Genomic DNA, 20,294 nt, shown 5'->3' on the forward strand with positions numbered 1-20,294 from the left:
GAGGGGGCGGAGGCAGTATCCCCGCGGCGGGGTTCGTTATCTCAACTTGTTGGAACCACCAGCCGGCATCGACGTCCTGCGTCGCGGCCAGGCGGTATCAGCATGCCGTAGATCCCTGCCGATGTCTGAGTGGGTGGGGATTTCGAATGACGCGTTATCGTCGTGACCTGAGTTGCGTTGCCGAGCAGGGCAAGATCTTGCACGGGGCGTCGCCGAGATGGATATGGGCACTCAAGTCCAGCCTGCTAGGCGTTTCTCTGGCGGCCATCGGCGCGGCGACGCCTGCTCTCGCGGCTTGCTCCACCAGTGGTTCGACGCAGACCTGTGCCGGAGACCTATCCGGGGGTGTGCAGGTGAATGCGGGCCCGACCACCCTCAACGTCAACACCTTGAGCGGGCCCGTGAACGGGCAGGTCCGCCTGCAGCAGAATGGCGGGGATGGCGGCAACGGCCATGACGGCGCGCTGTTCGTGCCGCCGGCATCGGGTGGCGGCGGCGGTTCGGGCGGCGGCAGTGCGCCGACCGTCACCGGCCAGAGTTTCAACCAGACCACGGGCGTCGCCGTCATAAATTACAGCGACGGTTCCATCATCACGCTGACGCCGAAGGCTGGATCGGGCAACGTCTATACGAAACAGACTCAGACACCCAAGAGCGGTGGCGGTTACGATACAACCTCCGTCGATATTCCCGCCGCCATCACCCCCAACGATGCCGATGGTTCCATCACCATCTCGCTCGGCACCAATGGCGATGCCGGCACGATGACCATCAAGCCGGGCGCCAGTGGCGGCAGCCTCACGGGCGGCGGTCTCAATCTCAACTATGCCGGCACGGGCCAGACGCTGACGACCTCGGGACAGCCTGGGGTGATCGCCATCAGCCGGGGCGGTGACGGCGGCGATGGCGGTGACTATTATCTCGGTGGCGGCGGCGCGCGCGGCGGCAGCGGTGGCGCCGGTGGCAGCGCCACCGTGACCAGCAAGGGCAATATCACCGTCACCAATGGCTATGGCGTGATGGCGCAGTCCATCGGTGGTAGCGGCGGCCATGGCGGCGGCTCCTATACGGTGGTCGGCAGCGGCGGCGAGGGCGGCAAGGGCGGCGCCGCGGGCGCGGCGAGCGTGACCGCGGGCGAAGGCACGATCACCACCTATGGCGATAATTCCGGCGGTCTGGGGGCTATCAGCCAGGGTGGCAGGGGCGGTGCTGGCGGCAGCGCCGGCGGCATCGTCGCCTCCAGCGGCGATGCATCGGGCGCGGGTCGCGGCGGCTCGGCCTCGGTCACGGCGCTGGAAGGCCTGACCATCGTCACCCACGGTGCCAATTCCCATGGCTTGCTCGCCCAATCCATCGGCGGCAGCGGCGGCAGCAGCGGCAGTGCCGGTGGTCTCGGCGCCATTGGTGGCCAGGGTGGCACGGGAGGCGACGCCGGCACCGTCGATGCACGCAATTTCGGTGATGTCACCACCAGCGGCACCCACTCTTTCGGCATCCTCGCCCAATCGATCGGCGGCGGCGGCGGTTCGGGCTCCGGCGGCGGCGGCCTCGTCGTGCTCGGGGCTGACGGCGCAGCCGGCGGAGCCGGCGGCAATGTCACCGCGGTCAATGGCGGCAGCATCACCACCAAGGGCTTCAATTCCACCGGCATCTTCGCTCAGTCGATCGGCGGCGGCGGCGGTGACGGCGGTTCCTCCGGCGGTCTCGTGGCGATCGGCGGCAAGGGCTCGACCACCAGCAATGCCGGATCGGTCAACGTCACCAATGCGGCCGGCGGGTCGATCACGACCTACCAGTCCTTCTCGCAGGGCATTTTCGCGCAATCGGTCGGTGGTGGCGGCGGCAATGGCGGCTCCTCAGGCGGCCTCTTCACCGTGGGCGGCCAGGGTGGCTCGGGCGGCAATGGCGGTACCGTCACGGTCACCAGCGCCGGCCTCATCGAAACGGGCGTGAATGCCAAGAACAATTCGAGCCTTGTCACCGATTCGGCCGCCATTTTTGCCCAGTCCGTCGGTGGTGGCGGCGGCAATGGCGGCAATGCCCTGGCCGTCGGTACCGGCATCACGGTGGCTTTGGGTGGCAAGGGCGGTGTCGGCGGTACGGGCGCGAATGTCAGCGTCCTTCGTGACAATGCCGATCCCTCTCAGGCCAGCAGCGCCTCGATCATCACCTGGGGTGACCGCTCGGCCGGTATCTTTGCCCAGTCGGTGGGCGGCGGCGGCGGCAATGGCGGCTTCGGCATCAGCGCCAATGGCGGGCTGATCAGCGCCAGTGTTGCGTTAGGCGGCAGCGGCGGCGACGGCGGTGGCGCCGGCAATGTCCAGGTCGACACCAAGGGCAGCATCCAGACGCATGGCAGTGGCTCGACCGGCGTCTTCGCCCAATCGGTGGGTGGCGGTGGCGGCAATGGCGGCCTGGCGGTGGCTGGTTCCGCAGGGCTCGTCCAGGCTTCGATCGCGCTCGGCGGCGGTGGCGGCAAGGGCGGCGATGCCGGCACGGTCAATGTCTCCAACCTCTCCGTGATTACGACGGCAGGCGACAATGCCAGTGGCATCCTGGCCCAGTCGGTGGGCGGCGGCGGCGGCAATGGCGGCGTGACGGTTGCGGCTGGCCTCGGCCTTGCCAGTGCCAATGTCGGTCTCGGCGGCAGCGGCGAGAAGGGCGGATCGGGCAAGAGCGTCACCGTCGACAGCAACGGTGACATCGCAACCGGCGGCAAGAACTCTTCCGCCATCCTGGCCCAGTCGATCGGCGGCGGTGGCGGCAATGGCGGCCTGGCCGTCGGCGCGGGGATCAGCGGGGTCGGTGCGTCGGTGAGCCTCGGCGGCAGCGGTGCGCAAGCGGGGCATGGCGATACCGTATCGGTGACCTCGACCGGCAACCTCCTGACCAAGGAGGACAATTCGGCGGCCATCCTGGCCCAGTCGGTGGGCGGCGGCGGCGGCAATGGCGGCTCCACGGTGGCTGGCCAGCTCTCGGTCGCCGGCAATGTCAATGTCGGCCTCGGCGGGACGGCAGGCGGTGGCGGCAATGGCGGCGCCGTAACGGTCAAGGCCTATAAGCCGGCGGGCGCGACGGGCAATACGGCCACGCTCGAGACCGACGGTGACAATTCGGCCGGCATCCTGGCGCAGTCGATCGGCGGCGGCGGTGGCAATGGCGGCTTTGCCGGCGCGCTCGCGCTTTCGGGCGGCGTTTCCGCCGGAATTTCCCTCGGCGGTGGCGGTGGCAGCGGCGGCAGCGGCGCTTCCGTCCTGGTCGACCAGAACCACAACATCCTGACCAAGGGCGACAATTCGGCCGGCATCCTGGCGCAATCGATCGGCGGTGGCGGCGGTAATGGCGGCTTTGCCGCTACCTTGAGCGGCAGCGTTCCCCTGGTCGGCGTCTCCGGTTCGGCGGCGGTGTCGCTGGGCGGCAAGGGTGGCGCCGGCAACAATGCCGGCACGGTTTCCGTCACCAGCAATGGCGCGATCCAGACCGAGGGCGATCGTTCCGACGCCGTGCTGGCGCAGTCGATCGGCGGTGGTGGTGGCAATGGCGGTTTCGGGCTCTCCGGTTCCTTCAATGTCGGCGGCGTCGGGGCTGCTTCCGTTGCCATCGGCGGTAGCGGTGGCGCGGGTGCCGATGCCTCCCTCGTGACGGTAAAGAGCACCGGCCCGATCCTCACCAAGGGCGAGGCTTCCAACGGCCTCGTCGCCCAGTCGATCGGCGGCGGCGGCGGCAATGGTGGTTTCTCGGGTTCCGCCTCGCTGTCGACCAGCGTTTCCATCGGTGTTGCCGTGGGGGGCACCGGTGGCAATGGCGGCAATGGCGGCGGCGTCAGCCTGACCAACCAGGGCGCGGTCCAGGTTACCGGCACCAATGCCGCCGGTGTGCTTGCCCAGTCGATCGGCGGTGGCGGCGGCAATGGCGGCTCCAGCATCGCTGCGACCCTGGGCGGATCGGCCGGCCTGTCGGTCGCCGTCGGCCGCAACGGGGGCAGCGGCGGCACTGCGTCCGCGGTCAACGTCACCAGCAATGGCGAGATCGTCAACGGGGCCGGTACGGGCAGCGTCTCCGACGGCAGCTACAAGGCTACCACCGCCAATGGCGGCGGCATTCTGGCCCAGTCGATCGGCGGTGGCGGCGGCAATGGCGGCTTCAGCGGCTCGCTGGCTCTCGGTGGCGCCGGCGCCCTATCCCTGTCGCTCGGCGGCAGCGGTGGCGATGGCGGTACGGCCGGCACGGTGAACGTCCAGAACGGCACGCAGCAGGCCAGCAACATCACCACGCTCGGCGATCTCTCGGCTGGCATCACAGCGCAGTCGATCGGCGGCGGCGGCGGCAATGGCGGCTTCGGCATCGGCGTGTCCGGTTCGGGCGTCGTTTCCCTCTCGGCCTCCGTCGGCGGCAAGGGCGGTTCCGGCAACACGGCCGGTGCGGTTACCGTCGGCAGCACGGGCGACATCGTCACATTCGGCAATTTCTCTGCCGGCATCGCGGCCCAATCGATCGGTGGCGGTGGCGGCAATGGCGGCTTTGCGGTGTCCGGCAGCATCGCCCTCGCGCCCGAAGGCGGTGGCAGCGCGGCCGTGGCTGTCGGCGGTTCTGCCGGCAGCGGCGCGACGGCAGGCGATGTCGGCGTGACCAACAAGGGCATCGTGGCAACCTTCGGCACCTCGTCCACCGGCATCCTGGCGCAATCGCTGGGTGGCGGTGGCGGTAATGGCGGCTTTGCCGCCGCGGGCGCCATCACGGTGTCGCCCGAGGGCGGCGCGAGCATCGCGGTTGCAGTCGGCGGCGCCGGTGGCAATGGCGGTACGGCCGGCAAGGTCACGGTCTTGCAGACCGGCGCTGTCGCGACCGAAGGCGATCAGTCGACCGGTGTGCTGGCCCAATCGATCGGCGGCGGCGGCGGCAATGGCGGCTTTGCCGGCACGCTCTCGGCCAATATCGGCAATGGCGTCGCTTTGGGCGCCAGCGTCGGTGGTTCGGGGGGCGACGGCGCCAAGGCCGATGCGGTCGAAGTCACCGTCAACGGTGATGTCTCGACCGATGGCATCCTGTCCAGTGGCGTGGTCGGCCAGTCGATCGGTGGTAGCGGCGGCAATGGTGGCTTCTCGGTTGCCGGTTCGCTGCAGATCGGGCAGGGCGGCAGCCTGAATGCCAGTATCGGCGGTTTCGGCGGCGATGGCGGCAAGGCCGGCAGCGTCAATGTCAGCCATACCGGCAATATGCAGACCAAGGGTGACCTGTCGCTCGGCCTCCTGGCGCAATCGATCGGGGGCGGCGGCGGCAATGGTGGTTTTGCCGGCAGCCTCAGCGCGACCATCGGCGAGGGCGTTGCCCTGGGCGTTTCGGTGGGCGGTTTCGGCGGCGGCGGTGCCACGGCCGGCAACGCCAAGGCCAGCAATATCGGCAATATCGCAACGCTCGGGGCTGGCTCGACGGCCATCCTGGCCCAGTCGATCGGCGGCAATGGCGGCAATGGCGGTGCCAGCGTCGCGGGTGCCATCGGCGTCGGCGAGCAGAATGTCAGCCTGGCGGTTTCCGTCGGCGGCTTCGGTGGCGATGGCGCCAAGGCCGGGTCGGCCGAGGTCGACAGCACCGGTCTGATTTACACCAAGGGGGCTCTCGCCCACGGCCTTGCGGCCCAGTCGATCGGTGGCGGTGGCGGCAATGGCGGCTTTTCGGTCGCCGGCAACCTGAATGTCAGCACCGGCACGGGAGGGAGTGCCTCGGTCAGCGTCGGTGGCGGCGGCGGTTCGGGCAGCACCGGCGGCGACGTCACCATCAAGTCGAACATCGGCAAGGTCCTGCCGACCGACAACAGCGCCACCATCGAGACGGATGGAGATGGTTCCAATGCCATCTATGCCCAGTCGATCGGCGGCGGCGGCGGTTCGGGCGGCTTCTCCGGTGCGCTGTCGCTGACCTTCAGCCAGGGCGCGACCGCCGGCTTCGGCCTCTCCGTCGGCGGCTTCGGCGGCACCGGCAACCATGCCGGCACGGTCAATGTCACCAGCGTCGACAATATCCTGACCAAGGGTGACGGCTCCAACGGTGTCCTGGCGCAATCGATCGGCGGTGGTGGTGGCGATGGCGGCTTCAGTGGCGCGGCGACCATCACTGGCGGCGCTTCCGGCAGTACGCAAGCCGGCGTTTCCGCTTCGCTCGGCGGCTTTGGCGGCGCTGCCGGCAATGCCGGTGCCGTCAACATCGACTCCAAGGGCCTGATCACCACCCTCGGCGACCATGCCTATGGCGTGCTGGCCCAGTCGATCGGTGGTGGCGGCGGCAATGGCGGCATGAGCTTTGCCGGTGCGGTCGGTGTCAGCCAGAATGCCGTCGATGTTGCCCTGAGCGTGGGTGGTTTCGGGGGCGCGGCTGGCACGGGCGGCAATGTCAGCGTTACGCGCAACGGTATGATCACCACGGCGGGCGATTATTCGATCGGCCTGGCCGGCCAGTCGATCGGCGGCGGCGGCGGCAATGGCGGCATGTCGATCACCGGCGCCTTCGGCGGCACGAGCTCCAAGAATATCAGCGCCTCGCTGGGCGGCTTTGGTGGTGCCGGCACCGGTGCTGGCCTCGTCACCATCGGCAATGTCGGCGATATCGGCACTAAGGGCATCGGCTCGCAGGCGATTCTCGCCCAGTCGATCGGCGGCGGTGGCGGCAATGGCGGGCTTGCGGGCTCGGCCGTGTTCGGCGTCGGCGGCGAAAACACCAATCTGAACTTCGGGGCGGCCGTCGGCGGCAAGGGCGGCAGCGGCGGTACCGGCAGCGATGTCAAGGTCACCAGCAACGGCAATCTGCAGACGCAGGGCGATGCGGCGCAAGGCATCCTCGCCCAGTCGATCGGTGGCGGCGGCGGTAATGGCGGCTCGAGCCTCTCGGGGGTGCTCGGCGTCGGCGGCGCCAGCCAGGGCCGCACGATCAATGTCAGCTTCTCCGTGGGCGGCCTCGGCGGCGACGGCAATACCGCCGGCAATGTCACCGTCGACCAATCCGGCTCGATCCAGACGGATGGCAATGGTTCACATGGCATCCAGGCCCAGTCGATCGGCGGCGGTGGCGGTAATGGCGGCCAGGCCAATTCTCTGGCCCTGCTCCTGACCAAGGCCTGCACCCTGCCGGTCGTCTGCACGGCGCCAGAGGAGACTAAGAACAACTTCTCCTTCCAGGCGACGGTGGGCGGCTTCGGCGGCACTGGCAACGATGCCGGCACGGTCACCGTCGGCAATGACGGCGTGATCGTCACCAAGGGCGATGCCTCCAGCGGTATCTTCGCCCAATCGATCGGCGGCGGCGGCGGCCAGGGCGGCAGCGCCATCATCGGCCTGCAGGACGTGGTGCCTAGTCCCTACAATTACGCCACGCTCGCGGCCATGCCCTTCGGTGCCGTCGGCATCGCCAAGAACTACGTGGTCGCCGTCGGCGGCTATGGCGGCTCGGCCGGCAATGGCAATACGGTCTCGATCGACAATCAGGGGCAGATCCTGACCCAGGGTATCTATTCCTGGGGCATCTTCGCCCAGTCGGTTGGTGGTGGTGGCGGCAACAGCGGCAATGCCGTCGCTGGCCTGACCGGCACGATCGGCCTCGGCGGCGGTGCGCTCGCCAATCTCCTCGGCGTCGACAGTGGCTCGGCCGGTGATGGCGGCATCGTCACGGTGACCAACGGCAAGTCGGGTGACGTCAGTGTCGGCGCCATCCAGGCCAACGGCATCATCTCCTCCGGCGCCATCTTCGCCCAGTCGATCGGCGGCGGCGGCGGCCAGGGCGGCGCGGGCTCCGGCCTGATCGATATCGGCGGCGATGGTGGGGCGGCCGGCAATGGCGGTGCCGTCACGGTCAACAATTACGCCTATCTCGGCACCAAGGGCCTGTTCTCCACTGGCATCACTGCCCAGTCGGTCGGTGGCGGCGGTGGCACGGGCGGTGGCGGCTCCCTCAGCGCTCTCGCCATCGGCGGTGCCGGCGGCGCCGCGGGCAATGGCGGCACGGTTGCGGTCGCCAATGCCGGCGAGATCTTCACGGAGGGCCGTGAGTCCAATGGCGTCACCGCCCAATCGGTTGGTGGCGGCGGTGGCACCGGTGGCGGCTTCCTCTATGACAAGCAGGGCATCGGCAGCCTCGTCGGCAGCGTCAATCTCGTGCAGGTCGGCGGCAGCGGTGGCGCCTCGGGCGATGGTGGCAGCGTCGGCATCGCCAATGCCGGCTTCGTGCAGACCAAGGGAGACTTCTCCAACGGCCTGTTCGCCCAGTCGGTCGGCGGCGGCGGCGGCATCGGCGGCGGCGGCCTCGGTGCGGTGGCGATCGGCGGCAAGTCAGGCGCCGGCGGCAAGGGTGGCGACGTGACCGTCAGCAATGCCGCGGGCGGCAAGCAGGTCAAGCTTTCCAATGACCCCAGTGTCAAGCCGATCACCGTCAGCATCATCACCACCGGTGACCAGTCCAATGCCATCATGGCCCAATCAGTCGGCGGTGGCGGTGGTTCGTCCGGCGAAACCTACGGCCTCGTCTCCTTCGAGCGCGGCGCGGCGGCCGGCAGCGATGGCGGCACGGTCAAGGTCACCAATGCCGGTTCGCTGCTGACCTTCGGCCAGAATTCCACGGCCATCTTCGCCCAGTCGGTTGGCGGTGGCGGCGGCTATGCTGCCGCTGCGACCGGGCTCGGCGCCTGGGGCGCGGATGCCGGCGGCGGCGGGAATGGCGGTGACGTCAGCGTCACCAACACGGCCGAACTGATCGCGACCAATGGCACCAATGCACACGGCATCTTCGCCCAGTCGATCGGCGGTGGCGGCGGTGTGGTCAATTCGCTGGGCGGCCTCACGGTGCCCAAGCCCTTCATCGATGCCTTGCCGGAAACCGCGCAGGGCGTGGTGACCAATCTGCTCGACGGCAAGAGCGTCGGCATCGGCTTTGCCGGCTCCGCTGGCGGCGACGGCAAGGCGGGCGATGTCACCATCAACCAGACCGGGGACATCACGACGGCAGGCTCCGGTTCCTTCGCCATCCTGGCCCAGAGCGCGGGCAAGACCAATGGCAACATCGCCATCACCGTCAATGCCGACAGCACCATCATCGGCGGCACCGGCATGGGCGCCGGCGTCGGCTTCCTCGACGGCGCGACCAATACGCTGAGCAATGCCGGCCTGATCGCCGACCTCGGCAAGACCGTCGGTCTTGCCCTCGACAAGGACAGGAAGCTGATCGGGACCGGTTGGATCGATGGCCTCGCCATCTATGGCACGGCCGGCAACGAGGCGGTGACCAACACCAACCTGGTCACCGGCTCGGTCAAGCTCGGCGCCGGCCTCAACAGTTTCGACAACAAGAACGGCGCCTGGTTCGTCACCGGCGACACCATCCAGCTCGGCGATACCGCGGCGCATCTGTTCAGCAATTCCGGCTTCATGGCCATCGGCGGCATCAACCGGGTCTTCACCACCAACGAGACCGGCTATTTCTCCCAGAAGGCCGATGGCACCTATATGCTGGACTTCGATCTCGACCGGAACGCCAATTGGAGCACGACGTCGTCGTCGGCGACAACGCTGGTGGCGGCCGTGCCGGATCTGAGCAATCCCGGCTTCACCGATCTGGTGAAAGTCTCGGGTGCGGCCGATCTCGCCGGCAAGGTCTCGATCAACCTCCTCAATCCCGGCAAGGCGACGCCGGGCACCAGCGACCATGTCATCGTGCATACCGAAAAGGGTGTCAGCGACAACGGCATGACCATCGACGCCATCCCCACGGCGGTGGCGAAGTACAGCCTGATCTTCACCGATTACGATGCGATCCTGCGCACCAAGATCGACTTCTCGGCAGATGGCCTGACGAGGAACGGGCATGCCGTCGGCAATGCGATCAATGCGATCCAGACCGACCAGACTTCGCCCAAATTCGTGCCGCTGGCGGCTGCCATCTTCTTCCAGCCGGACCTGGCCTCCCTGCAGAAGACCTACGACTCCATCGACGGCGAAGGCACGGCCGGCGTGCAGCAGACGCTGTTCTCCGACAGCGGGGCCTTCATGCGCTCTGTGATGCAGCAGGCCGATTTCTGGCGCAACGCCAATGCGGTCGATCTCACCGGCAAGACCGTCGGCGGCTGCAGCGCCGATGTCGGCGGCAAGACCGAGAAGGGTGCTTCCTTCTGCGACACCCGACTGTGGCGTGCCTGGGTCACCGGTTATGGCGGCAGTTCCTCCTTCGACGGCAACACCGCCGTCGGCTCGGGCAATCTGAAGACCCACAACCAGGGCCTAGCGGCGGGCATCGATTACCAGCTCGATCCCAACTATCTGATCGGCCTGTCGGTCGGCGGGGGCCATTCGAGCTTCGGGGTGGAGCAGCGCGCCACCACCGGCAAGGTGGATGCCGGCCATTTCGCGCTGTACGGGGCGGCCAAATACGGCAATTTCTACGCCAACGGCTTGCTCGGCTTCGATGTGATGCACGCCACCATCCAGCGCTACGCTATGATCCAGGGCACGGATGCCCCGGTCAATCCGGTGGCGGGTGCCTATGACGCGCTCGGTAACAGCTTCGATGGCCGCGCCATCAGCGGGCGTCTGGAGGGAGGCTACAAGGCCAATTTCTCCGGCGTGAACGTCACGCCGTTCGCGGCGCTGCAGTTCTCTTCCCTGCATCTGGACGGCTCGACCGAGCACGCCCAGGGCACCAATGGCGGGCTCGCCCTCAATTATGCCGGGCGGACCATCAACTCGTTCCCATCCTTCCTGGGCGCGCAGATCGATACCCGCTTCTATTTCGGCGAGACGACCTATCTCGAACCCTTCCTGCGCGCCTCATGGGTGCATGAGTTCGCGAACCGGCGTTCGGTCGAGGCTGGCTTCACCGCAGCGCCCGGCTATAATTTCGTGGTCTACGGCGCTTCGGCGCCGCGGGATTCAGCCCTGGTGGAAGCGGGCGTGAACCTGGTCTCGGCCTCGGGCCTGTCGGTTTACGGCAAGTTCAGCGGCAATTTCTCCAAATCCTCGCACGATCTTACCGGGTCGGGCGGGCTTCGCTACAGCTGGTAAGATCGAAGGACGGGTAGGCGACGATGCATCGTGTGGTTGAAATGACGGTGGCTGCGGGGCTGGCCTGCCTCTTGGCGGGCAGCGCACAGGCGCAGGCCAAGAAGCCTGCCGCCCCCGAGGCGCCCAAGGCGGCAGCTGCGGCGCCTTCCACGGCACCGGCTCCCGCGGCACCCGGCTGGGTGACGCGCTGCACCGCGGACGCCCGGCAGGGGCCGCTCGACTGCGTGGTCGAGGAGAATGCGGTGATGAACAATACCGGCCAACTCGTGGTCGGCTTCTCGGTACGCGTTCCCAGCGACACCCGCGCTCCCGTGGTGCTGGTGCGCCTGCCGCTCGGGCTTTATCTGCCAGCCGGCCTCAAGCTGCAGGTCGATGACGGCCAGCCGGTGAGCTATCCCCTGCAGACCTGCGACGGCGCGGGCTGCTATGTCGGCACGCCGCTCGATGCCGGGCTGCTGGCCCGGATGAAGACGGGCAAGCAGCTCAAGACGACCTTCCAGAACCTGCAGCGCAACGATGTCAGCGTGCAGTTGCCGCTTACGGGCTTTGCCGAGAGCTACGCCAAGATCCAGTGATACCGAGGCTCGACGATGCCGATGCATCCGAGACTTGAACACCCCGCGATTTCCGGCACCGGATCAAGGATCCGGCGAAAACCGCGGGACGGATCCATGAGGCATTTTCAATGCTTCCTGGTACGTCGGCTCAGCCCCACGGGCCTTTCGGATTCTCCGGGCCTTTCGGGCTTTGCGGGCCGCGAGGGCCGAGGTCGTCGAGATTGACGCCCTCGACGAAACCGCCCTGACGGGGCGGTTGTCGTCCCGCGCCCATGCGCCGGGCCTGTTCTTCCAGCGCGGCGATGCGGTTCTGGGTGTCGGGATGGGTCGAGAACAGATTGTCCATCGGCCGTCCCGACAGCGGATTGATGATGAACATGTGCGCCGTGGCGGGATGGGCCTCGGCCTGCTCGTTGGGAATGGCATGGGCGGCATTCTGGATGCGCGCCAGGCCCGAGGCGAGTGCCAGCGGGTTGCCGCTGATCTCGGCGCCCAGGCGGTCGGCCTCATATTCGCGTGAGCGCGAGATCGCCATCTGCACCACCATGGCAGCCAGCGGCGCCAGCACGGCGAGCAGGATGCTGCCGATTGGGCCGAGCGAATTGCGCTCGCGATTGCCGGAAAAGAACATGCCGAAATTGGCCACCATCGAAATGGCGCCGGCCAGCGTGGCCGTAACGGTCATCAGCAGCGTGTCGCGATGCTTGATATGTGCAAGCTCATGGGCGATCACGCCCGCGACCTCGTCGCGCGACAGCGACTGCAGCAGGCCGGTATTGATGGCAACGGCTGCATTGGCGGGATCGCGCCCGGTGGCGAAGGCATTGGGCTGCGGATCGTCGATCAGATAGAGCTTGGGCATCGGCAGGCCGGCATTGCGGGCAAGCCCGGCCGTGAGCTTGTAGAGCCCCGGCTCGCTGGCGGGACTGACCTCGCGGGCTCCATACATCGACAGCACCATGTCGCCCGAGCGCCAATAGGCGAACAGGTTGGTGCCCACGGCCACCAGAAGGGCGATCATCATGCCGCCCTTGCCGCCCAGCATGAGCCCGATCACCATGAACAGGGCCGTCATGCCGGCGAGGAGCAGGGCGGTGCGCGCGTAATGCATCGGAAGGAACCCGTTCGTCATGGCCTGAAAATCGGGTCTGCGATGGTCCATGCGCAAGAGGGTTGCGCATGAAAATTTCGTCACGTGGAAGCTGTAATGTCAGTCAGCGATAGGTTTGACTGGCGAGGACGTCGTTACGAGGACGCCAAAGCGGCCCGGCAATCGATATATTCGGCGCAATGCTGGACGGCTTCACTCCGTTCGCAAGGCGCCAATATTACATCGCCGCTTCCTGGTCGTCGGCATATCCATCGCCGCCGCTGCCCAGCACCACCACGCGGGAGCCGACGGGGGTGTTGTTGTAGAGGTGGATGATGTCCTGGTTGAGCAGACGGATGCAGCCCGACGACATCGACTTGCCGATCGAGGAGGGGTCGATGGTGCCGTGCAGGCGGTAGAGCGTATCGCGATCGCCCTGGAACAGGTACAAAGCCCGTGCGCCCAAGGGGTTCCCCGGTCCGCCGGGCATACCGCCGGCCCATTTGGCCGCTTCGCTGTCGCGCTTCACCATGTCGGAGGGCGGCGTCCAGCGCGGCCATACCGCCTTGCGCTTGATCGTCGCGCGGCCGTTCCAGGCGAAGCCCTCGCGGCCGACGCCCACGCCATAGCGCGTAGCGTTGCCGCCTTCATGCACGTGGTAGAGATAGTGATTGGCCGGGTCGACGACCACGGTACCCGGCGCCTCGCCGGTCGGGTCCGAGACTTCCCGGCGCAGGAAGGCTGAATCGATCCGCCGCAGATCGATCGCCGGGACCGGATTGCCGTTGTCCTCGAAGCCCGCATAGATTTCGCCATAGTCATAATCGCTGCCGCCCCAGCCGTCGAAGATCGAGTCGGCTGACAGGCGCTTCGAAGAGGCGCAGCCGGCGAGAAGGAGCGGTGCGCCGAGCATGAACAGGCGGCGGGACAATTGGGGCATCACGGACCTTCCAAACCGGGAATCAGAATGAGCATGCGAATCGCGCGCCTACTACAAGCTGATCATCGTTAATTCTTCATTATTCGGCACAGTAAGGCTGGCGCAAATCATGCTCCAGCGGTCATTTCCCAACGTCACCCCTGGTAATGCGCAAGAGTTGGCGATATCGAAGCAAGTCTCAGGCGTGCTTTGCAACCAGGCATGGCAAGTGCATGAAGGTGCGCAGCCGCCCGGTTGCGGCGGCTGAAATGCAGCCCTCATTCCCGCCCTGAGCCCCCGAGCAAAGCCGACGGCGTTGTGGAGGCCCGCAAGCGGCCGACCTTCAGACATCTTGCGCTTTCAAGAGAAAGCCCGGCAGTCCCTCCCGGTTTCGAGAAGAGATTGCCGGGCCTCGTTCGGTGTCGTCCTTTCCCAATTGAACAGCGCCGCCGCGGGGGGCGCGAAGGGGCGGAGACAGGCTTCAGGGCCGCGAGGTCAGATCCAGGGGCGCGACGCCGCCGTCTTCTGCTCGAAGGTGGCGATCGAGGGGGTCTTCTCCATGGTCTCGCCGATGTCGTCGAGGCCCTTGAGTAGCTTGTTCTTGCGGGCCGGGTCGATGTCGAACTTGACGCTGCCGCCATCCGGGCCGTGGATTTCTTGGGCTTCGAGATCCACCGTCAGCGTGGCATTGGCGCCGCGCCGGGCATCGTCGAACAATTTTTCGAGATCGGACTCGGAGACGACGATCGGCAGGATGCCGTTATTGAAGCAGTTGTTGTAGAAAATGTCGGCGAAGGAGGTGGAGATCACACAGCGTATGCCGAAATCGAGCAGCGCCCAGGGGGCATGCTCACGCGAGGAACCGCAGCCGAAATTGTCGCCGGCGACCAGGATCTTGGCCTGGCGATAGGCGGGCTTGTTCAACACGAAATCCGGATTTTCGCTGCCGTCATCGTTGAAGCGCATCTCGGAAAACAGTCCCGCGCCGAGGCCCGTGCGCTTGATGGTCTTGAGATATTGCTTGGGGATGATCATGTCCGTGTCTACGTTCATGATTTCCAGCGGCGCAGCGACGCCCGTGAGCGTGACGAACTTGTCCATTGTGTTCAAACCGTGTGAGATAAGGCCCTGTTGCCCGGTCTTTTATGGCTAGACGGCGCAAGTGACAAGCAAATTGGGTGACAGTGAATTGGACCGGAAGGAACCATGTCTGGCTTGTTGACGCTGAGCGAGGCGGCGCGACGCGCGACGGTGAAGGCTTTGGCGCCCGCCGAGCCGATCGTCTACGTCACTGCGCCGGATCCGCGCGAGGCCGCGCGCAACGCTTTGCCGACCCTCGGCGCCGGCGTCCTTCTCGCGGTTCTCAGCCTGCCGATCGCCTGGGCCTGCCTCGTGGCCGTCTGGCAGGCTGTCCACAGTGGCGGCTCGCTGATCCTGCCGGCCCTGTTCAGCCTCCTCGCCGTGCCGGCCTTCCTGTTCGGGCTTTACCTCACCTGCGCGCCCTGGGCCGCCTACCGGCGCGCCAAGGATCGGGTGGTGCTGATCACGGATCGGCGCCTGGTGCTGATCTCCATCCGCAGCGGCATCGAGGAAGTCCTTTCCGGCAGAGCCATTCTGGGCGTCGAGCGCAAGAGCATCGAACGCGGCTTCGGCACGCTGGAAATCCGCCATGAGGCGAAGGGCGACGAGGCCGAAACGACCTTGACCGGGCTCGACAATGTCATGGCGGCGGAACTCGCCATCCGGCGGCTTTCGCTTGATCATTCCGTCACCATCATCTCCCCCGTGCACTGAACGGCCAGAAACTGTCGCCTGCAGAACAGGGAATGTCCGGTTTCAGTCTTTGAGACATTTTCGTCCAGCTAGCATCACTCTGTCCAACTCAGGAGTGGCACGATGGGGGCGGAAGTAGCGGCCGAGACGAGGCGGTCCCGTTCGGGACGGCGCGGGGTGCGCAGCGGGCCGGCGGCACCCGCCTATATCACGCGCCGGATTCCGCCCTATGAGATCCTGTCGGAGGAAGCCCTCGTCCGCATCGAGGAGCATGCCGACCGCATCCTCGAGGAGATCGGCTTCGAGATCCGCGGCGACCAGGAAGCCGTCGACCTCTTCCGCCTGGCCGGTGCCGACACCGATGGCTGGCGCATCCGCCCGCCGCGCGGCCTGATCCGTTCGATCATCCAGGCGAGCTGCCCGGCGAGTTTCGTCCAGCACGCCCGCAATCCCGAGCGTTCGGTGGTGATCGGTGGGCCCAATACGGTGTTCTCGCCGGCCTATGGCTCGCCCTTCGTTTCCGATGCCGATCGCGGCCGGCGCTACGGCACGCTGGAGGATTTTGGCAATTTCGTGCGGCTGGCCTATCTGACGCCCTGGCTGCACCATTCCGGCGGCACGGTTTGCGAGCCGGTCGACGTGCCCGTCAACAAGCGGCATTTCGACATGGTGCTGGCGCATATGACCCTGTCGGACAAAGCGTTCATGGGGTCGGTGACCACGGCGCCGCGAGCCGCCGATTCCATCGAGATGTGCCGGGTGCTGTTCGGGGCCGAGTTCGTCGACGCCAATTGCGTCATCCTCGGCAACGTCAACACCAATTCACCTTTGGTGCTGGACGGCGAGGCATCCCGCGTCATCCGCACCTATGCCAGGGCCAATCAGGCGGCCGTGTGCGTGCCCTTCATCCTCGGGGGAGCCATGGGGCCGGTGACCACGGCGGGGGCGCTGGCGCAGTGCTTTGCCGAGGCCATGATGTGCGTGGCGCTCACCCAGCTCGAACGGCCGGGAGCGCCGGCCATCCTCGGCAATTTCCTGTCCTCGATGTCGCTGAAATCCGGAGCTCCCACTTTCGGCACCCCGGAGCCGGCGCTCGGCTATCTCGGCATCGGCGCGCTGGCGCGCCGGCTCGGCGTGCCACTGCGCTGCGGCGGCAATCTGTGCGCCTCCAAGATCCCCGACGCCCAGGCCGCTTATGAGAGCGCCAATTCGATGTGGCCGGCCTTTCTGGCCGGTGCCCATTTCATCCTGCATGCGGCCGGCTGGGCCGAAGGCGCCCTGGCGATGTCCTATGAGAAATTCGTGATCGACGCGGACCAACTCGGTGCCTTCCACACTTTTGCGCAAGGCATGCCGGTCGACGACAACGCCTTCGCCCTCGACGGCTTTCACGAGGTCGGGCCGGGCAAGCATTTCCTCGGCAGCGCCCATACCATGCGCAACTATGAAACCGCCTTCTACGACTTCCCGCTCTCGGACAACAATTCCTTCGAGCAATGGAGCGAGGAGGGGAGCCAAGACATCGTCCAGCGTGCCAACCGCAAATGGAAGGCGATGCTGGAAACCTATGAGCCGCCACCGCTCGATGCGGGCAAGCGCGAGGCTCTGGAGGCCTTCGTGGCCGAGCGCAAGGCCGCCATGCCCGATGCCTGGTATTGACGCAGGCTCCGCCGTCTGCTGGGGCCTGCCACCAAAGCGCCGCATTGCATAAAGCGGCTCTTCGGGTTAAAGGCCCTTGTCCAATTCTGGGGATGAAAATGGCCGAAGCACATCACGACACGATGACCTCGCACGACTTTTCCGATCACAAGAACACCTATGAGGGGTTCCTGCGTTTTTCCGCGATCGGAATGGCCTGGACTCTGGGCATCGTGGTTGCGCTGGCCATCGGTGGCACCAGCGGACGCTGGGGCATCTGCTCGATCATCGCGATCTTGTCGACCATCGCCACCGTGTTCGGCATGGCGGTGAAGAGCTGGAGCTGGAAGCCTGGCGCCCTTGTGCTGATCCTGGGACTCCTCATTCTGCTGCTTCTCTCCCACTGAGGTGGCTGCTGCCGAAGGGCGGGGACGTCCCGACCTTCGGTGCCGGCATTGCGATATCGGGATGCCCCTCCCGCCTTGCCTCTCGATGAATGACCGTGGTCCGCAAGGTGCGGGCCTTCTGGCTTGCCTGCAGCCAGGTACGAGCCGGGGCGCGAGCCCGGCACTTTCCGTGTAAGAGGCACTATAGGGGCTATGCCTTCGCCATCGGCGGCCATTACGCTGGCAAGACCGATATGGCCTTCCCGATCCATCCCGCTGTCCTAAGCAGTCCATGGCGTCTCGTCCGCATTGATCATCCGGCTCGCAATGAGGCGGAATCCGGCCTAACAATAAAACGGCAATGGTAATGCTCGGGAGGAACATGCGATGCGGCAGTGGCGGCACTATTGGTGTCCCGGCACCGGCTCCCTCGTCGTCGACGTTGCCTTTGCCTGGGCGGGAATCACGCCCGAGCGCATCCTGATCGATACCGACAAGGGCGAGCAGCAGGCGCCCGACTTCCTCGCCGTCAATCCCGCTGCGCAGGTCCCCGTGGTGATCCTGCCCAGCGGCACCGTGCTGACGGAGACGGCGGCGATCCTGCTCACCATCGACGAGGCTTCCGCCGGGGCCGGTCTGCTGCCGGCCGCCGGCTCTACGGCGCGGGCCGTTTCGCTGCGCTGGCTGATGTTCCTGGCGACCAATGCTTATCCGGCCGCATTGCGGACCTATTACGCCGATCGCTTCACCACCGATGCCAGCGAGGCGGCGCGGGCGGCGGTCGCCGAAGCGGCCCGGCGGGATTCCGACCGCATCTTCACCCTGCTCGCCAACGAGATCGCCGGGCCCTTCCTGCTGGGTGACAATGTCACAATCGTCGATGTCTATGCCGCCATGATCGCCGGCTGGCACGAGCAGGCGCGTGCCCTGCCGGCTTTCCGGGCGCTGTACAAGGCCCTGATGGCCCATCCGGTGATCGGGCCGGCCTGGCGGCGGCACGAAGGGCGGCCGGATTGATCCGTGTTCGGTTCTTCAAAGGGCTTTGACGGGGGGAATGCAGGCGCTACATCTTGGTGCGGGCAGGCTTGAAAATCTCATCCGCAACTGTCAGCCTCACCGGCAACAATCAACAGCGTTTTGCGATTTGACGGAATCGTCGAGAATCGCAGAGACGCTTTAGCCAGTCCGTTGGATTGGCTGGAAACAAGAAGTTAGAGCAAACAAGCGTTCAGTCGTGAACGCGCTGCTCGGGGAGACGAGATTCTCATGACGAACCTGACCTTGCTGGGCGATATCGGCGGCACCAACAGCCGGTTTGCCCTCGTCGTTCAGGGCCGCACCGATTATCGCAGCGAGCGGCATTACGAGAACAAGCGGTTTCCTACCTTCCGCGATGCGATCGAAGCCTATATTGCCGATGTCGGCGAGCGGCCCAATGCCGGGGTCGTCGCCATTGCCGGGCCGGTGGCGGGCGAGATGGTCGGGCCGACCAACCGGCAGAGCTGGCTGTTCAATCCGCCGACCCTGGCGGCGGAACTGCGCTTTGCGCGTCTCGACGTGATCAATGATTTCGAGGCCGTCGCCCACGCCTTGCCGCATTTGGCGCAGGCCGACACCACGGTGATCGGCAATGTCACCGCCAGCGCGGCCGGCGGCAATATGGCGGTGCTCGGGCCCGGTACCGGGTTGGGCGTCGGTGCCCTGGTGCGTGGTGGCTCGCGCTGGATCGCGGTGCCTTCCGAGGGTGGGCATGCCGAGATCGGCGCGCCGGCCGGGGACTGGGGCAAGGCGCATGAGCTCATCCGCAGCAGGATCGGCCGCGTCTCGGGCGAGCATGTGCTGTCGGGGCCGGGACTGCAGCGCATCGACGCCGCGCTCGCGGCCCTTGCCGGCCATCCCGCCGAGCGCAGTGCCGCCGAGATCGGCACGGCGGCGGTGGCGGCCAGCGATCCGGTGGCGGTGGAGGCCACGCATCTGTTCTTCGACTATCTCGCCCGCTTTTCCGGCGACGTCGGCCTGATGTTCGCGGCCAAGGGCGGCGTCTTCCTCTATGGCGGCGTGGTGCAGAAGCTCTCGCCGCTGATGGATGAGGACGCCTTCCGCGCTGCCTTCGAGGCCAAGAGCCCGCTGGAGAAGTTCCTGCGCGAGATCCCGATCCGGCTGATCACCCATCCAACGCCGGGCTTGATCGGCTGCGCGGCAGTGGCGGCGCATTGGTAGGGATGGCAAAGTGGGGGCGCGACAAGCCGTCTCCCGCGAGGGGAGAAGAAGATCCTTGTTAGATGGCTGATCAGATCGTGGTCGTGCCAGCCTTGTCGGGACCGGGGCTCCTCAGCACCCGCAGCAGGATGAACACCGCCATGGCGGCGTGAATGCCGGCATTGTGGAGGTAGAGGCCGGGATCGCCGAGCCATTGCATGATATAATAGGCGGTGATCGGACCGAGCACGGCGCCGATGCAATAGAGGAACAGCAGGGCAGCGGCGACGCCGACGGCATTGTCGCGGCCGGTGATGTCGTTGGTATAGGCCGAGCTCGCATAATATTGCGTCGAGATGATGCCGCCCAGCACGAAGCCGGTGATCACGAAGGGCCAGCCGACCAGGAGCTTGCCGGACCAGTAGATGCCGATCTCGACCAGAGCTGTGACGAGGGTGAGGCCGATCAGCACCTTGCGCCGGTCGAAGGCGTCGGAGAGCCGGCCGACCGGAAATTGGAAGGCGGCCGAGCCCAGAGTGATGGCCGAGATCAGCGTGCCGGTCTGGACCCCGTCCATGCCGAGCTTGGTGGCGTAGACAGGCGTCAGCGACCAGAACGGGCCGTTGGCAAAGCCGATCAGCGTGGCGCAGACGAAGCCGACCGGCGTGGTGCGCAGGAGCCAGAGCAGACGCATGC

The 20,294-nt window shown here is 66.5% G+C and carries 11 protein-coding genes; 7 read left to right on the forward strand and 4 right to left on the reverse strand.

All coding sequences use genetic code 11. The features are described from left to right. The first annotated feature begins 146 nt into the window (after window positions 1-146). Window positions 147-11,036 (forward strand): hypothetical protein, encoded by a 10,890-nt coding sequence (locus ACR9ZN_RS25970; protein WP_481273537.1) that lies wholly within the window; start codon window positions 147-149, stop codon window positions 11,034-11,036. A 23-nt stretch (window positions 11,037-11,059) separates the two neighbouring features. Beyond that, on the forward strand, window positions 11,060-11,611 hold the full coding sequence (locus ACR9ZN_RS25975) for an invasion associated locus B family protein (protein WP_481273538.1): 552 nt from the start codon (window positions 11,060-11,062) through the stop codon (window positions 11,609-11,611). 130 nt (window positions 11,612-11,741) lie between these two features. Here the strand turns inward: ACR9ZN_RS25975 and htpX are convergent, their stop codons facing one another. The 3 genes from htpX to leuD all read right to left on the reverse strand — a co-directional run bounded on the left by htpX (window position 11,742) and on the right by leuD (window position 14,703). Further along, on the reverse strand, window positions 11,742-12,704 hold the full coding sequence (gene htpX, locus ACR9ZN_RS25980) for a zinc metalloprotease HtpX (RefSeq protein WP_434959756.1): 963 nt from the start codon (window positions 12,702-12,704) through the stop codon (window positions 11,742-11,744). A 217-nt stretch (window positions 12,705-12,921) separates the two neighbouring features. Further along, a complete protein-coding gene (locus tag ACR9ZN_RS25985) occupies window positions 12,922-13,623 on the reverse strand; it encodes a L,D-transpeptidase (protein ID WP_434959299.1) in 702 nt (233 codons plus the stop codon). Window positions 13,624-14,097: 474 nt separating this feature from the next. Then, window positions 14,098-14,703: a 3-isopropylmalate dehydratase small subunit gene (gene leuD / locus ACR9ZN_RS25990; RefSeq protein WP_434959300.1), complete on the reverse strand. Its 606-nt coding sequence runs from the start codon at window positions 14,701-14,703 to the stop codon at window positions 14,098-14,100. Window positions 14,704-14,808: 105 nt separating this feature from the next. On the opposite strand from leuD, the gene ACR9ZN_RS25995 reads away from it, so the two are divergent. The 5 genes from ACR9ZN_RS25995 (at window position 14,809) to ACR9ZN_RS26015 (ending at window position 19,619) form a co-directional block, all read left to right on the forward strand. Then, window positions 14,809-15,396, forward strand: coding sequence for a hypothetical protein (locus ACR9ZN_RS25995; protein ID WP_434959301.1), 588 nt, complete (start codon window positions 14,809-14,811; stop codon window positions 15,394-15,396). Window positions 15,397-15,498: 102 nt separating this feature from the next. Next, on the forward strand, window positions 15,499-17,034 hold the full coding sequence (locus ACR9ZN_RS26000; protein WP_454812064.1) for a trimethylamine methyltransferase family protein: 1,536 nt from the start codon (window positions 15,499-15,501) through the stop codon (window positions 17,032-17,034). A 98-nt stretch (window positions 17,035-17,132) separates the two neighbouring features. Further along, window positions 17,133-17,420: an aa3-type cytochrome c oxidase subunit IV gene (locus ACR9ZN_RS26005; RefSeq protein ID WP_434959303.1), complete on the forward strand. Its 288-nt coding sequence runs from the start codon at window positions 17,133-17,135 to the stop codon at window positions 17,418-17,420. Window positions 17,421-17,786: 366 nt separating this feature from the next. Next, a complete protein-coding gene (locus tag ACR9ZN_RS26010) occupies window positions 17,787-18,416 on the forward strand; it encodes a glutathione S-transferase family protein (RefSeq protein ID WP_454812065.1) in 630 nt (209 codons plus the stop codon). A 249-nt stretch (window positions 18,417-18,665) separates the two neighbouring features. Then, window positions 18,666-19,619: a glucokinase gene (locus ACR9ZN_RS26015; RefSeq protein ID WP_481273539.1), complete on the forward strand. Its 954-nt coding sequence runs from the start codon at window positions 18,666-18,668 to the stop codon at window positions 19,617-19,619. Window positions 19,620-19,689: 70 nt separating this feature from the next. Here ACR9ZN_RS26015 and ACR9ZN_RS26020 read toward each other — a convergent pair whose 3' ends face one another. Next, window positions 19,690-20,292, reverse strand: a complete 603-nt coding sequence (locus ACR9ZN_RS26020) for an MFS transporter (RefSeq protein WP_434959757.1) — start codon at window positions 20,290-20,292, stop codon at window positions 19,690-19,692. Window positions 20,293-20,294 lie beyond the last annotated feature (2 nt).

This window comes from Labrys sp. HAY1-8F, assembly GCF_056754975.1.

Bases quoted from the DNA above. Each gene is read 5' to 3' on its own strand.
- ACR9ZN_RS25970 (WP_481273537.1), top strand. From the start codon at position 147: ATGACGCGTTATCGTCGTGACCTGAGTTGCGTTGCCGAGCAGGGCAAG.
- ACR9ZN_RS25975 (WP_481273538.1), top strand. From the start codon at position 11,060: ATGCATCGTGTGGTTGAAATGACGGTGGCTGCGGGGCTGGCCTGCCTC.
- htpX (WP_434959756.1), bottom strand. From the start codon at position 12,704: ATGCATTACGCGCGCACCGCCCTGCTCCTCGCCGGCATGACGGCCCTG.
- ACR9ZN_RS25985 (WP_434959299.1), bottom strand. From the start codon at position 13,623: ATGCCCCAATTGTCCCGCCGCCTGTTCATGCTCGGCGCACCGCTCCTT.
- leuD (WP_434959300.1), bottom strand. From the start codon at position 14,703: ATGGACAAGTTCGTCACGCTCACGGGCGTCGCTGCGCCGCTGGAAATC.
- ACR9ZN_RS25995 (WP_434959301.1), top strand. From the start codon at position 14,809: ATGTCTGGCTTGTTGACGCTGAGCGAGGCGGCGCGACGCGCGACGGTG.
- ACR9ZN_RS26000 (WP_454812064.1), top strand. From the start codon at position 15,499: ATGGGGGCGGAAGTAGCGGCCGAGACGAGGCGGTCCCGTTCGGGACGG.
- ACR9ZN_RS26005 (WP_434959303.1), top strand. From the start codon at position 17,133: ATGGCCGAAGCACATCACGACACGATGACCTCGCACGACTTTTCCGAT.
- ACR9ZN_RS26010 (WP_454812065.1), top strand. From the start codon at position 17,787: ATGCGGCAGTGGCGGCACTATTGGTGTCCCGGCACCGGCTCCCTCGTC.
- ACR9ZN_RS26015 (WP_481273539.1), top strand. From the start codon at position 18,666: ATGACGAACCTGACCTTGCTGGGCGATATCGGCGGCACCAACAGCCGG.
- ACR9ZN_RS26020 (WP_434959757.1), bottom strand. From the start codon at position 20,292: ATGCGTCTGCTCTGGCTCCTGCGCACCACGCCGGTCGGCTTCGTCTGC.